At 64.5% G+C, this 14,169-nt stretch carries 14 protein-coding genes; 12 read left to right on the top strand and 2 right to left on the bottom strand.

The window, feature by feature from the left end; genetic code table 11:
* Positions 1–255: 255 nt before the first annotated feature.
* Positions 256–1,068, bottom strand: coding sequence for an AraC family transcriptional regulator (locus ACP153_RS06440; RefSeq protein WP_424970157.1), 813 nt, complete (start codon positions 1,066–1,068; stop codon positions 256–258).
* A gap of 59 nt (positions 1,069–1,127) precedes the next feature.
* A complete protein-coding gene (gene miaA / locus ACP153_RS06435; protein ID WP_424970156.1) occupies positions 1,128–2,015 on the bottom strand; it encodes a tRNA (adenosine(37)-N6)-dimethylallyltransferase MiaA in 888 nt (295 codons plus the stop codon).
* A 116-nt stretch (positions 2,016–2,131) separates the two neighbouring features.
* Here miaA and pyrH point away from each other — a divergent pair, with 116 nt between their 5' ends.
* The 12 genes from pyrH to lpxB all read left to right on the top strand — a co-directional run bounded on the left by pyrH (position 2,132) and on the right by lpxB (position 14,169).
* On the top strand, positions 2,132–2,866 hold the full coding sequence (gene pyrH / locus ACP153_RS06430; RefSeq protein WP_424970155.1) for a UMP kinase: 735 nt from the start codon (positions 2,132–2,134) through the stop codon (positions 2,864–2,866).
* A 119-nt stretch (positions 2,867–2,985) separates the two neighbouring features.
* A complete protein-coding gene (gene frr, locus ACP153_RS06425) occupies positions 2,986–3,552 on the top strand; it encodes a ribosome recycling factor (protein WP_424970154.1) in 567 nt (188 codons plus the stop codon).
* Positions 3,553–3,618: 66 nt separating this feature from the next.
* Positions 3,619–4,362: a polyprenyl diphosphate synthase gene (gene uppS / locus ACP153_RS06420; RefSeq protein WP_424970153.1), complete on the top strand. Its 744-nt coding sequence runs from the start codon at positions 3,619–3,621 to the stop codon at positions 4,360–4,362.
* A 19-nt stretch (positions 4,363–4,381) separates the two neighbouring features.
* A complete protein-coding gene (locus ACP153_RS06415) occupies positions 4,382–5,173 on the top strand; it encodes a phosphatidate cytidylyltransferase (protein ID WP_424970152.1) in 792 nt (263 codons plus the stop codon).
* A gap of 25 nt (positions 5,174–5,198) precedes the next feature.
* Entirely contained in the window at positions 5,199–6,380 is a 1,182-nt protein-coding gene (gene dxr / locus ACP153_RS06410; protein ID WP_424970151.1) for a 1-deoxy-D-xylulose-5-phosphate reductoisomerase, read from the top strand.
* Positions 6,381–6,406: 26 nt separating this feature from the next.
* Complete coding sequence (rseP, locus tag ACP153_RS06405) at positions 6,407–7,744, top strand: RIP metalloprotease RseP (protein ID WP_424970150.1); 1,338 nt, start codon at positions 6,407–6,409, stop codon at positions 7,742–7,744.
* Between the two features lie 190 nt (positions 7,745–7,934).
* A complete protein-coding gene (bamA, locus tag ACP153_RS06400; RefSeq protein ID WP_424970149.1) occupies positions 7,935–10,211 on the top strand; it encodes an outer membrane protein assembly factor BamA in 2,277 nt (758 codons plus the stop codon).
* A 10-nt stretch (positions 10,212–10,221) separates the two neighbouring features.
* On the top strand, positions 10,222–10,845 hold the full coding sequence (locus ACP153_RS06395) for an OmpH family outer membrane protein (protein WP_424970148.1): 624 nt from the start codon (positions 10,222–10,224) through the stop codon (positions 10,843–10,845).
* An 87-nt stretch (positions 10,846–10,932) separates the two neighbouring features.
* Positions 10,933–11,424 (top strand): 3-hydroxyacyl-ACP dehydratase FabZ, encoded by a 492-nt coding sequence (fabZ, locus tag ACP153_RS06390; protein ID WP_424967372.1) that lies wholly within the window; start codon positions 10,933–10,935, stop codon positions 11,422–11,424.
* Positions 11,421–12,221, top strand: coding sequence for an acyl-ACP--UDP-N-acetylglucosamine O-acyltransferase (lpxA, locus tag ACP153_RS06385; RefSeq protein ID WP_424970147.1), 801 nt, complete (start codon positions 11,421–11,423; stop codon positions 12,219–12,221). Before fabZ ends, lpxA begins: the two co-directional genes overlap by 4 nt.
* Positions 12,221–13,015 carry an LpxI family protein gene (locus ACP153_RS06380; RefSeq protein ID WP_424970146.1) on the top strand — a complete coding sequence of 265 codons (795 nt, stop codon included), beginning with the start codon at positions 12,221–12,223 and terminating at the stop codon, positions 13,013–13,015. Before lpxA ends, ACP153_RS06380 begins: the two co-directional genes overlap by 1 nt.
* A 2-nt stretch (positions 13,016–13,017) precedes the next feature.
* Complete coding sequence (lpxB, locus tag ACP153_RS06375) at positions 13,018–14,169, top strand: lipid-A-disaccharide synthase (protein ID WP_424970759.1); 1,152 nt, start codon at positions 13,018–13,020, stop codon at positions 14,167–14,169.

The following is a 14,169-nucleotide window of genomic DNA, read 5'->3' as shown; positions in this document are numbered from 1 at the left end:
CACAATCATTTTTATGGCGCGAGCATCGTCCCGGGGCGCGCGAATGCACTCCGTTCAGGAGCGCTTTGGGCGGCAGGTCCCCAAGGGCGATATTTGCGTGTGCCGCCATGACGCCCCATTCTCCGGAGCCGGTCAACACCCGGAAACGGGTTTAGAGGGTAAAAAAACGACATTGACACTGCACAAAAACGACATGGCCGAACCAAGCCCGGCGAATCCGAAGCGCTTTGACCTAGGGTCACCTTGCGGGATGCGTTACCCGCGCCGCAGGGCGAGGCGATCCGCGCTGGGGGGCTGGCCCATGCGCGCGCCATAGCTGCGCGCGAAATAGGCCGCCGAACCATAGCCCAGCGCGTCGGCGATCTGATGCACGGGGTTGGGCGTGTCCGCGAGGCGCCAGCGTGCCTCGGACAGTACCCGATCCTGAAGCAGTGCCGAGGCGCCTGTACCCGCCACAGACTGGCAGACCCGGGTCAGATGTGTGGGCGTGATCCCCAAGCGCTCCGCATAGCCCGCCACCGAGGGTTGGTTTGAGGGGCGTTCGGCCAGATCCGCCTCGATCAACCCCATGAACTCGGCCACGAGCCGTTCGGATTTGCTCGTGGCCCAAAGCGGCGCGCCGTCCTGCCGGTGCAGCCGCGCGATCTCGAGGGCCAGAAGGCGGCCACAGGCGCTGATCGCGTCGCTGGCATCCTCGGTTCCGCTGCGCCCTTCCGCCTCGATCCGCGCCAGCATCCAGGCGAGATCGGCCTGTACGGCGCCAGTCGGGTTGCGCAAGAGCAGCGCGGTTTGCGGCAGCGCCTCGGCGATCTCGGGGGTAAAGCTCAGCTTGGTGCCGAAGACCTGTACCGGAAAGGCAAAGCGTGTGGTCGCGCGGGCCGGGATATAGAGGTAGCAGGGCCCGGTCAGTCCCCGCGTCTTGCCATCGACAAAGACGCGCCCCTGGCCCCTGGTGAACACATAAAGCGCCGGATTCGGGTCCGCATGCAGATCCCTCAGCCGCCAGCGCCCGCGCTGCAGGATCGCGGCCAAGGGTGTGACAGAGACGGGTAGATCAGGCGCAGTCATGGCAAAAGGTTAACCATTGCGCGGGACTAGGGCTAGAGCGCTCTGCGCCATGGGCGGGATTATGCGGGCAGCTGTGTCCAGGCCTTCATGCGCGCCCGAAACCAGGTGCGTTGCCGCTTGGCATATTGTCGTGTGGCGATGATCGCCGCTTCGCGCGCCTCGTCGAGGCTTATCTCGCCGCGCAGATGGGCGATCAGCTCTGGCGCACCGATCGCGCGGGCCCAGGGCGCGGTGGGGTCCCAATGGGGCAGGGCGGCGCGCGCCTCGTCCAGGGCGCCATCGGCGAGCATCTGCTCAAAACGCAGCGCGATGCGCGGGGTGAGCCAGTCCTTGGGCGCGTCGATCACGTAAGCCGCCGCCTCAGCAAGGGGCAGATCAGGCGCAGGGGTCTCGTCCTGCCAGGTGGCCAGGGGTTTGTCTGTTGCCGCCAAGACCTCCCAGGCGCGCTGCACCCGCATCGGGTTGGCCATGTCGATCCGGGCGCTGGTTGCCGGGTCGCGCGCCCGCAATTCCGCCGCCATAGCCGCCGGATCCTCCAGGCGCAGCGCATCCGCTTGTGCCCGAATCTCCGCCGGGACCTCTGGAATCGGGCTCAAACCTTGGGTGAGAGCCGTTAGGTAAAGCCCTGTGCCTCCGACAATAATCAACCTTGCACCGCCATGATTCTGCAACTGCGCCACCTCACGCAGCCAATGACCTACGGAATAGGGCGCACCAAGCGGGACATGGCCATAGAGCTTGTGTTCGGCTGCGGCCAGATCCTCCGCGCCCGGGCGCGCGCTCAGCACGCGCCAGGCGTCATGGACCTGCAACGCATCGGCATTCACGATCATCCCGCCTTGCCGCGCGGCGATCTCCAGCGCGAGGGCAGACTTGCCCGAGGCCGTCGGGCCCGCGATCAGCACGGGCTGCTCTGCGGAGAGCTGCGAGAGATCGAGATGCGGCATCTGGGAACCGGGTTTGGGCAATCACGCGGGGCGCGGCGGTTTCGCCGTTGATCCCGGCGCGGAATAGGATCATTTTGCGCGCAATTCCGCTCCGGAGACAAGACAGAGGTCACCCCATGGACGATGCCGCCCCAAACGCGACGAAATACAAGCGCGTTATGCTCAAGATCTCGGGGGAGGCGCTGATGGGGCCTCAGGGGTTCGGGTTGCATCCGCCGACGGTCGAGCGCATCGCGCAAGAGGTGAAGTCGGTCCATGATCTGGGCGTCGAGATCTGCATGGTGATCGGCGGCGGCAACATCTTCCGCGGCCTTCAGGGCAGCGCCCAGGGGATGGAGCGGACGACCGCGGACTATATGGGCATGCTCGCCACGGTCATGAACGCGCTTGGCATGCAGGCCGCGCTCGAGGGGCTGGGCATCCATACGCGGGTGATCAGCGCGATCCCCATGGATCAGGTCTGTGAGCCCTATATCCGCCGCCGTGCGGTCCGCCACTTGGAGAAGGCGCGCGTCTGCATCTTCGCGGCCGGGACCGGCAACCCCTATTTCACCACCGACACGGCCGCGACCTTGCGCGCCAACGAGATGTCCTGTGAGGCCATCTTCAAGGGCACCAAGGTGGATGGCGTCTATAACAAGGACCCTGTCAAACACGCGGATGCGGTGCGGTTTGACCAGATCAGCTATGACGATTGCCTTGCCCAGCATCTGGGCGTGATGGATGCCTCCGCGATTGCCCTGGCGCGGGACAACAAGCTGCCGATCATCGTGTTTTCCCTTGATGAGCCCGGCGGGTTCCGAGGTATTCTGGCGGGCGAGGGCACCTATACGGTGGTCAATGCCGGCTGAAATCGGCCCATCTGTTAGCGACACCGCAACACTTGTCATGATTGGTTGCTATACATCTGCGCGTCGCCGGGTATACAAAGCCCTTGGCAGATGACAGCGACACGAACCAAGAGACTTACATGTCCGACGAAGACTTCGACCTTGATATTGACGATCTGGCCCGCCGGATGGACGGCGCCATTGGCAGCCTGCGCACGGAATTCGCTTCCCTGCGCACCGGGCGGGCCTCGGCCTCCATGCTGGAGCCGGTGATGGTGGATGCCTATGGCCAGAAGACCCCGATCAACCAGGTCGGCACCGTGAACGTGCCCGAACCGCGCATGGTGACGGTGAATGTCTGGGACAAGGGTCTTGTCGGCAAGGTCGAGAAGGCCATCCGCGAGAGCGGGCTGGGCATCAACCCGCAGCTCAATGGCACGATCATCATGCTGCCGATTCCGGAGCTCAACGAAGAGCGTCGTCGCGAGTTGACCAAGGTGGCCGCGCAATACGCCGAGAATGCCCGGATCTCGATCCGCAATGTCCGCCGGGACGGGATGGATCAGCTCAAGAAATTCAAAGCCGACGGGATGAGCGAGGACGACCACAAGATCTGGTCCGACGAGGTTCAGGCCTTGACCGATACCGAGATCAAGAAAGTCGATGACGCCCTGGAGACCAAGCAAGCGGAGATCATGCAGGTCTGATCGGGCGACGGTCCGCCTCCGGGCGGGCTCTGGATCAAATCGGGAGGCAGCGAAAGCGAGACGAAGATGCAAAAGGCAGCACAGACACAGCTTAAGGCCTCTGGTGGCGATGGCGGCCCCCGCCATGTCGCGATCATCATGGATGGCAATGGCCGCTGGGCACAGGAGCGCGGACGCCCGCGGCTCTTCGGGCACCAGGCCGGGGCGCGCCGGGTGCGCGCGGTGGTCGAGGCCTGCCCGGATCTCGGGATCGAGTATCTGACGATCTTTGCCTTCTCGACCGAGAACTGGAAGCGGACGCAGAGCGAGGTTTCGGGCCTCATGAGCCTCTTCCGGCGCTATATCAGCAAGGAAATGCAGGGCTTTCTGCGCGAAGGCGTGCGGGTGCGCTTCATCGGCGACCGCGTGCGGCTCGATGAGAAACTGCGCGACCTGATGGATGAGGTCGAGGAACTGACCGCCCATAACACGCGGGTCAACCTGACCATCGCGCTGAACTATGGCGGGCGGGACGAGGTGGCCCGTGCCACCAAGCGCCTCGCGCAAGAGGTGGCCGCCGGACGGCTCGACGCCGAGAGCGTAGATGAGACCACGCTGACCCATTACCTCGATACTTGCGTGCTGCCGGACCCGGATCTGGTGATCCGCACCTCGGGCGAAGCGCGCATCTCGAACTTCCTGCTCTGGCAGTCGGCCTATGCGGAATATGAGTTCATCGACACGCTCTGGCCCGACTTCACGCCCGAGATCTTTGCCGAAGTGGTCGACCGCTTCGGAGGCCGCTCGCGTCGCTTCGGCGCGATTGCCTGAGCCTGCGGACCCCGCCTGAATGCCAGCCAAGGCCAGCTTCGACGACCTCTTGCCGCGCCTCGGCTCGGCAGTGGTCATGGTCGCGGTGGGCGTGACGGCGATCTGGGTCGGCGGGACGCTCTTTCTTCTTCTGCTCGCATTGGTGGTCGGGGCCATGGTCTGGGAACTGGCCCGGATGATCGCCCCCGAAGACCAACGCGGGGCGGTGGTCGTGGCCACGGCTGCCGGGGCGGCGCTGGCCTCCTGCGCGGTGCTGCCCTTGGGCTTTGCGCTCCCGCTCTTACTGCTGCCGGCGATGATCGGGGTCGGGAGGTTCGAAAGCTCCCGCCGGGTCTTTGCCCTCTACACCGCCTTTATCGGCGTGGCCGGTCTGGGTCTCTGGGTGCTGCGGCAGGATTTCGGCATGATCTGGATGCTCTGGCTCGTGCTCGTTGTCGTGGTCACGGATGTGGCCGGGTATTTCGCGGGCCGGATCATCGGCGGGCCGAAATTCTGGCCCAAGGTCAGCCCCAAGAAAACCTGGTCGGGCACGGGCGCGGGCTGGATCGGGGCCGGGATCGTCGGCTGGATCTTCATGACCCAGACCATTGCGGGCTCCGAGTTGATCGGGATTTCCATCGCGCTCGCCATGGCAAGCCAGATGGGCGATGTCACGGAAAGCGCGCTCAAGCGCCGGGCCGGGGTCAAGGACAGTTCTGCCCTGATCCCGGGGCATGGCGGCTTGCTGGACCGGTTCGACGGAATGCTTGGCGCCTCGGTTCTTCTGCTGCTGGTCGAACAGATCATCGATTTCCCGCCGCTCCCCCTGTAACAAGACGCGGGGGGGAGACGACAGCATGGCACGACGCATCTCAATCTTTGGGTCCACCGGCTCCATCGGCCAGAACACGGTTGATCTGATCGAGCGGGATCCTGCGGCCTATGATGTCGTGGCCCTGTCCGGTGGCGGCAATATCGCGCTTCTGGCCGAACAGGCCCGCAAATTGCAGGCGGATATCGCCATCACCGCCTATGAGGACCGGCTCGAGGATCTGCGCGCGGCGCTCGCAGGCTCAGGGGTGGAGGTTGCCGCCGGGGCCCAAGCGCTCTGTGATGCGGCGGATCGGCCTGCGGAATGGGTGATGAGCGCGATTGTCGGGGCGGCCGGTCTCTATCCCGGCTTTGCGGCCTTGCGCCATGGCGGGTCCCTGGCGCTGGCGAACAAGGAAAGTCTTGTGACCGCCGGTCCGCTCCTACTGGCCGAGGCGCGCGCCCATGACGCCCGGATCCTGCCCGTGGATAGCGAGCATTCGGCCGTGTTTCAGGCGCTGGTGGGCGAGGATATGGAGGCGGTCGAACGGATCGTCATCACGGCCAGCGGGGGCCCGTTCCGCGACTGGCCTCTCGATGCGATTGCCAAGGCGACCTTGGCCGAGGCCGTGGCGCATCCGAACTGGGATATGGGTCAACGGATCAGCATCGACAGTGCCTCCATGTTCAACAAGGCGCTGGAGCTCATTGAAACACGAGAGTTTTTCGGGATCGACCCTGAGCGGATCGAGGCCGTGGTGCATCCCGGATCCATTGTCCATGCGTTGGTCGGCTTCAAGGATGGCGCCTTGATGGCCCATCTCGGTGCGCCCGATATGCGCCACGCGATCGGCTATGCGCTCCACTGGCCGGAGCGGCGCGATCTGCCCGTGGCACGGCTGGATCTCGCAGCCATTGGCAATCTCAGCTTTGAGCGTCCGGATGAACTGCGCTTCCCGGCCCTGCGTCTCGCGCGCGAGGTCATGGCTACGGGCGGGCGCGCGGGTGCGGTGTTCAACGCCGCGAAAGAGGCCGCGCTCGATGCGTTTATCGCCGAACAGATCGGATTTCTCGACATGGCCGCGGTGGTCGAGGCGACACTGGAGGGGATGGACCGGGACACAAGTCTGTCGATTCCACCACAAAGCCTTGATTGCGTCGCGGAAGTGGACCATCTCGCAAGGAATATGGCCGCACGCGAGGCTGCGGCCCGCGCGTCAAACCGCTGAAGACAGCATCTAGCGAAGGACATCTCTTGGACCTTGTCGGACTGATCCCCTCCTTTGGCGGGCTCGCTTTCACCGTGATCGCCTTCGTGGTCGCCCTCAGCATCATCGTCGCCATTCACGAATACGGCCATTACATCGTCGGGCGCTGGTGCGGGATCCATGCGGAGGTGTTTTCCCTGGGCTTTGGGCCGGTGCTCTATAGCCGGGTCGACAAGCGCGGCACCCAGTGGCAGGTCGCAGCACTGCCCTTCGGCGGCTATGTGAAGTTTCTCGGGGATAGCGACGCGGCCAGCGGCAAGGATGGCGAGGCGATGGGCGCCCTGTCGGAGGCGGAGTTGTCGCGGACCATGCATGGCGCGAAGCTCTGGAAGCGGGCGGCGACCGTGGCGGCCGGGCCGGTCTTCAACTTCATTCTGTCGATTGTGGTCTTTGGCTCCATGATCTTCTGGCAGGGCACCGCGACCGAGCGTCCGACGATTGGCGCGCTGGTAGATGTGCCCGTGGCCAATTCCGAGCTGCGCAGCGGCGATGTCATCACCGCGATCGAAGGGCAGGCGACGCCTGATTATGTCGCGCTGAATGCCCTGCGGGAGACCCTGCCACGTCAGCCGGAGTTGACCTACACGGTGGATCGCGACGGATCGACCCGCGATGTGACGGGGCCGTACCTGATGCCGCCGCTGGTCTCCGGGCTGCAGCCGCGCAGCGCGGCGATGGATGAGGGCTTCGAGGTGGGCGATGTGATCATCGCCATCGATGGCACGCCGGTCTATGCGTTCGAAGATCTGCGCGAGGCGGTCGAGGCCTCTGCCGGAGCGGAACTTGCAATGCAGGTCTGGCGCAGTGGCACGGAGCTGACGATTGCCGTCGCACCGCGCCGCATGGATCTGCCCCTGCCCGAAGGCGGGTTTGAGACCCGCTGGCTGATCGGGATCACCGGGGGCATGTTCTTTGAGCCCGAGACAGTAACGCCGGGTCCCTTCGCCGCCCTGTGGCAGGGGGTGGAGCAGATGATCTTCATCATCCGCTCGTCGCTCTCGGGGCTCTGGCACATGATCACGGGCGCGATCAGCACCTGCAATATCTCCGGCCCGATCGGGATCGCCGAAACCTCGGGTGCTGTGGCGTCCCAAGGGCTCGACCAGTTCATCTGGTTCATCGCGGTGTTGTCCACGGCGGTGGGTATGTTGAACCTCTTCCCGGTGCCAGTTCTGGATGGCGGCCATCTGGTCTTTCATGCCTATGAGGCCGTCACCGGACGTCCGCCCAGCGACAAGGCGCTCCGGGTGATGATGACCGCAGGGCTCGCCATGTTGTTGACCTTGATGGTCTTTGCGCTGAGCAACGATCTCTTCTGCCCCTAACGCGGTGGCCTGCCGCCCCGAGCGGGGCCAGGCCGCGCGGCAGAAGGACACGCGAAAACTCGCAAGAAAGCCCGGCGTTTTTTTGACAATCCCCGCTGTTCCGGCTACGGGACAAGGACAGGCAAGGTGCGGGGCAGATTCTATGATTAGCTGGATTCCGAGGTTGGGCACGTCCGCGTTACGCGTCCTGATGGCTACATTCCTTGGTATGATGCTGAGCGTCAGCGCCCCAAATATGGGTGCGGCGCAAGATTTTCGCTTTGACCGGGTTGAGATTAACGGCAACCAGCGGATCGAGGCCGCGACGATCCTGAGCTTTGCGCAGATCGACCGGGGCCAGACTGTGACCGCGGGCGAGTTGAACGACGCGTTCAACCGCATCCAGGCCTCGGGCCTCTTCGAATCCGTCGAGATCACGCCCCGGGGTGGCACGCTGGTGATTGACGTGGTCGAGTACCCCACGATCAACCAGATCGCGGTTGAGGGGAACCGGCGTCTGGACGACGATGTTCTGCTCCCCTTGATCGAGGCGGGCCCACGCCAAGTGTACAACCCAGCCATAGCCGAAGCCGGGGCGGCCGCGATTGTCGAGGCCTACCGTGTGAGCGGTCGACTGGCCGCCACGGTGACCCCGGTCATCATCCGCCGCAGCGACAACCGCGTCGATCTGGTTTTTGAAGTCACCGAGGGCGCGGTCGTTGAGAACGAGCGGATCAGTTTCGTCGGCAACCGGGTCTATTCGGATCGACGCCTGCGCCGGGTTCTCGCCACGAAGGAAGCCAGCTTCCTGCGCCAGGTCATTCGCGCGGACAGCTTCATCGAAGACCGGATCGAGTTTGACCGACAGCTTCTGACGGATTTCTACACGTCACGCGGCTATGTGGATTTCCAGGTGCTCTCCGTGGCGCCCGAGCTGTCCCGTGAGCGGGATGCAGTGCTCGTCACCTTCACCCTACGCGAAGGCCAGCAGTTTCGCATAGGGGAGCTGACGGCCAGTAGCGATCTGCGCGAGGTGGATATCGACTCCTATATCGCGGCCATCGATCTGGATCCGGGAGAGATCTATTCGCCTGCCAAGGTTGATCGGACGATCACGCGCCTGGAGCGGCTCGCCTTGCAGCAAGGGCTGAACTTTGTACGGGTCTCGCCGCGCGTGAGCCGCAATGATCTCGAAGGCACGCTCGATGTGAATTTCGTGCTGGAACGCGGGCCGCGGGTCTTCGTTGAACGCATCGACATCGAAGGAAATGCCACAACGCTCGACCGCGTGATCCGTCGCCAGTTCGACACTGTGGAAGGGGATCCGTTCAACCCGCGGGAGATCCGGCAAGCGGCGGACAGGATCCGGGCGCTCGGATACTTTGCCAACGCGGATGTGGACACCCGCCCCGGCTCATCTGATGACACGGTCATTGTGGATGTGAATGTTGAAGAGGCGCCCACGGGGTCGCTCTCCTTCGGCGGGTCGTTCTCGGTCGAGGACGGGTTTGGCCTCGTCGTCGCACTTACTGAGCGGAACTTTCTGGGGCGCGGCCAGACAGTGTCCCTCAGCTTTGATGGGACCTCTGGCGATCAGAATGTGAGCTTCAACTTTGTGGAGCCGTCCTTCCTCTCGCGGGATCTGCGCTTTTCGACAACGATCGGCGTCACCAGCTCCGATAACTCGAACCGCGAGTTTGACATTGACCGGGCGGGTATTGATTTCGGTCTGTCCTTCCCGGTGAGCGAAAACGGTCGTCTCGGCTTGAATGTCGGTTATTTCGAGACGGAACTTTCGGATCTAGATGAGGAGCTGTCGTCGCCCATCCTGCTCCGTGAGATCGGCAAGGAAACCGGCGCCCGTATCGGCTACACCTATAGTTTCGACACACGCCGGTCGGGCCTCAACCCGACGGCGGGCGTGCTCCTGAGTTTCGGGCAGAGCCTGGAAGGTGTTGGGGGTGACAACAGCTTCGTGGTCACCGAGGCCCGCGCCATCGCGGAGCGGCGTTTCTTCAACGAAGACATCTTGCTGCGCGCCGCAATCGAGGGTGGGACGATCACGCCGATCGGCGATAGTGCACCGAATGTGACGGACCGTTTCTTCCTGTCACGGTCGCAGCTGCGCGGGTTCGCTTCCAACGGTACCGGACCGCGCGACCTCGCGGCCCCGAACGAAGACGCTCTGGGCGGCAATCACTATGCAGTTGCGCGATTTGAGGCTGAGTTCCCGCTGGGTCTGCCCGAGGAATACGGGATCGAATTCGGGGCCTTCTTCGATGTTGGCTCTGTCTGGGATCTGGATGATACGGTTGGTTTTGATGGCGTCGAAGTCGATGACAGCCTGCGATTTCGGTCATCCATCGGGATCTCGGTCTTCTGGGACACCGCAATCGGTCCCCTGCGCTTCAACTTCTCGCGTGCGGTGAAGAAAGAAGACTTCGACGAAGAGAACAATTTCGACTTCACTATCTCGACCCGCTTCTGAGGTGGCGCGCATGCGTCCTTCGCATCGTCGCGCGACCTTTGGCGTCCTGACCGGGCTGATGCTGGCATGGGCCGGTGGGAGTGCCGCGCAGCAAGACATCCGCAGCAGTGTTCTGGTCCTCGATCAGGATCGTCTCTTTGCGGAAAGCACCTTTGGGGTGGAACTCAACCGCGCGCTCGAGGAGGCGTCCCGCCAACTGGCGCGCGAAAACCGGCAGATCGAGGCGGATCTCGTGGAGAAGGAGCGCGCACTGACCGAGGCGCGCCCGACCATGACGCCCGAGGCCTTTCGGGAAGCTGCCGACGCGTTCGATACCCAGGTGTCCCGCTTCCGCGAAGAGCAGGACGCCAAGTCCCAGCAGCTCGTGGCCGAGAGCGACCGCCAGCGGCAGCGGTTTCTGGAACTTGTGCTGCCGGTCCTTGGTGGGCTTCTGTCCGAATACGGGGCCTACGTATTCCTCGATCAGCGCCAGGTGTTTCTCTCAGATGACCGGATCAACGTGACCGACGAGGCGATCGCCCGGGTCAATGCCGCTCTGGCGGAGATGGAAGCCCAGGCGGGCACGGCCCTGCCGCCCGACGCGCTGGAGACGGATCCGCCCGCGCCAGAGGCTGAGACCCCCACCGCGGAGTAGCCTGCGCCACCGGCTCCCTTGTCACAGGGCGCGGGGCTTGCTAGGCGAAACCTCACCAGACGACCCAAGACATCGAGGAGAGCAGGCATGACTGACACGGCGACACCGGAGCCGCAGATCGTCCGAACCGCGGATATTGATTTGATCCAACGGATCCTGCCCCATCGCTATCCGTTCCTGCTGGTGGACAAGGTCGTCGCCATGGATCCGTTCAAATCGGCTACGGGCATCAAGAATGTCACCTTCAACGAGCCGCATTTTCAGGGCCATTTCCCGGGTGAGCCGATCATGCCGGGCGTGCTGATCATCGAAGCTCTGGCCCAAACCTCAGCCCTGCTGGTGGGGATCTCCATGGATATCGCGGATCAGGACATGCTGGTCTATTTCATGGGAATCGATAAGTGCAAGTTCCGCCGCAAGGTGGTGCCCGGCGATGTGGTCGAGCTGTCGGTCGAGGCCCTGCGCGGCAAGCCCGGGGGCAAGGTCTGGAAGTTCGCGGGCAAGGCCACGGTGGATGGGGAGCTGGCCGCCGAGGCCGAGTTCACCGCCATGATGGATCTGCCGAAGGACGCCGCATGAGCGGGATCGATCCCAGCGCTCAGATCCACCCGAGCGCGGTCATCGAGGGCGGCGCCACGATCGGCCCCGACTGCAAGATCGGCCCGCTCTGCGTGATCGGACCCGAGGTTACGCTTGGCCGCGCGGTTGAGATCAAGAGCCATGCGGTGGTCACAGGCTGGACCGAGATCGGCGATGAGACGGTCATCTTCCCCTTCGCCACCATCGGCGAGATCCCTCAGGACCTGAAATTCGCGGGCGAACGCTCACGCCTCGTGGTGGGGGAGCGTAACCGGATCCGCGAGCATGTGACCATGAATACCGGCACCGAGGGTGGCGGCGGCGTCACACAGATCGGCAATGACGGGCTCTTCATGGCGGGCTGCCACGTAGCCCATGACGCGATCATCGGCGACCGGGTGATCCTGGTGAACAACTCGGCCGTCGCAGGTCACTGCAATATCGGCGATGACGTGATCGTCGGCGGCCTTTCCGGGATCCACCAATGGGTGCGGATCGGACGGGGCGCCATTATCGGCGCGGTTTCCATGGTGACCAATGACGTGATGCCTTACGGCCTCGTGCAAGGGCCGCGCGGCGAGTTGGACGGGCTCAACCTCGTGGGGCTGAAGCGCCGTGGTGTCGCGCGCAAGGACATCACCGCCCTGCGGGCCGCCTTTCAGATGCTCGCCCAGGGCGAAGGCGCCTTCATGGATCGCGCGGCGAGGCTCGGCGACGAAACCGAGAGCGATTATGTGCGCGAGATCGTGGCCTTCATCCTCGCCGATAGCGACCGCTCCTTCCTGACGCCGCGCTGATGCTGGCGCTGGTCGCGGGACGCGGCGGGTTACCGCTGGCTTTGGCCGAGACGCTCGGCCAGGCCGGGCGCCCGTTCCGGGTCTATGCGCTGGAAGGCTTTGCGCCGGATTTGCCGGATGTCACCTTGTTTCGGGTCGAGGCTTTGGGCCGTCTTCTGCGGGACATGCGCAAGGCCGGGATCACCGAGGTCTGTTTTGCAGGTGCCATGCAACGCCCGCCGGTAGATATGGCCAAACTGCATCCGCTCAGCCTGAAGCTGGTGCCGCGCCTGATGAAGGTGATCGGGCAGGGGGATGACCGGCTCCTCCGGGAAGTGATCGCGATCTTCGAGGAGGCGGGGCTTGCGGTGCGCGGAGCCCACGACCTGGCGCCGGAACTTCTGGCCGATGGTCCTGTGACGCGCGCGCCGACTGAGGCAGAGCGCACTGATGCCCGCCGGGGCACCGAGATCCTCACGACGCTCGGCCCGCTCGATCTGGGGCAGGGCTGCGTTGTGGCGGGCGGGTTGTGTCTGGGGATCGAGACGCTCCAGGGCACGGACGCGATGCTCGGCTTTGTTGCCCAGAGTCGCGCTCAGCTTGCAAAACTGCCGGGGGTCTTTGTCAAGCGCGCAAAGCCGGGCCAGGACCTGCGCGTTGATATGCCGACCATCGGGCCCGACACGATCACTGCTGCCGCCGCAGCGGGTCTGAGCGGGATCGCCCTGGAAGCGGGGGCCGTGCTCCTCCTCGACCGGGACGAGGTCACGCGCCGGGCAGAGGCCGCCGGGATCGCCGTCTGGACACAGCCATGAGCTTGCACGTTTTCCTCATCGCCGGGGAGCCTTCGGGCGACAAGCTGGGTGCGGCCTTGATGGCCGGTCTGAAAACTCTCGCGTCGGATGTGCGGTTCTCTGGCGTGGGCGGACCTCTGATGGAGGCCGAAGGGCTTACCAGCCTCTTTCCCATGGACGAGCTGAGTGTCATGGGCATTGCCGAGGTCCTGCCGAAATACCGTGCCCTCAAGCGCCGGATCGCGGAAACCGCGCAGTCGGTGATCGACACCGCACCAGATGTGCTCGTCACCATCGACAGCCCGGATTTCTGCCTGCGCGTGGCCAAGATCGTCAAAGCGGCGCGGGCGCAGAAGATCGTGCATTACGTGGCCCCCTCCGTCTGGGCCTGGCGGCCTGGGCGGGCGGATAAGATGGCCAAGGTGGTGGATGAGGTGCTCTGCCTGCTGCCCTTCGAGCCGCCCCATATGACCCGCGCGGGCATGAAGGCGCATTTCGTGGGGCACCCGGTCGTGGCCGAGCCCGAAGCCAGCGCGGGGGAGGCTGCCGCCTTTCGCGCCGCCCATGGGGTGGCGCCGGAGACGCCCCTGATCCTCGCGCTGCCCGGCTCGCGACGGGGAGAGGTCTCTCGATTGGCGGAGCGGTTCGGCGCGGGGCTCCGACCGGTTCTGGAGACCCATCCGGACGCGCGGGTGCTGGTTGTGCCGGCCACACCTGTCCGGGACATGGTTGAAGAGGCCCTGCGCGACTGGCCCGGCGATCCGATCCTCACAACTGGCGCAGATCCGGTCGAGAAACGCGCAGCCTTTCGGGCCGCAGATGTTGCGCTCGCTGCCTCGGGGACGGTTTCGCTGGAGCTTGCTGCGGCCGCCACGCCCATGGTGATCGCCTATGACATGAACTGGCTGTCGCGCTTTCTGATCGGGCGGATGCTGCGAATCGATACGGTGACGCTGGTCAATCTGGTGAGCGAAACGAGAACGATTCCCGAATGCCTCGGTAAGGACTGTACGCCCGATGCGATCTCTGCGGCGTTGCTTGGGCTCATGGATGGGACTGAAGCGCGCGCTGCTCAGGTGGCGGCCATGTTGGACACAATGTCGCGGTTGGGGCGTGGCGGTGAGGCCCCGGGCCTGCGTGCCGCCCGGGCCGTTCTCGAGGCTGTTGCCCGCTAG

The organism is Dinoroseobacter sp. S76 (assembly GCF_049801095.1).
In the GTDB taxonomy this organism is placed as follows: Bacteria; Pseudomonadota; Alphaproteobacteria; order Rhodobacterales; family Rhodobacteraceae; genus Dinoroseobacter.
The sequence above is the reverse complement of the archived record's forward strand: the minus strand, read 5'-3'. Positions and strand labels throughout refer to the sequence as shown.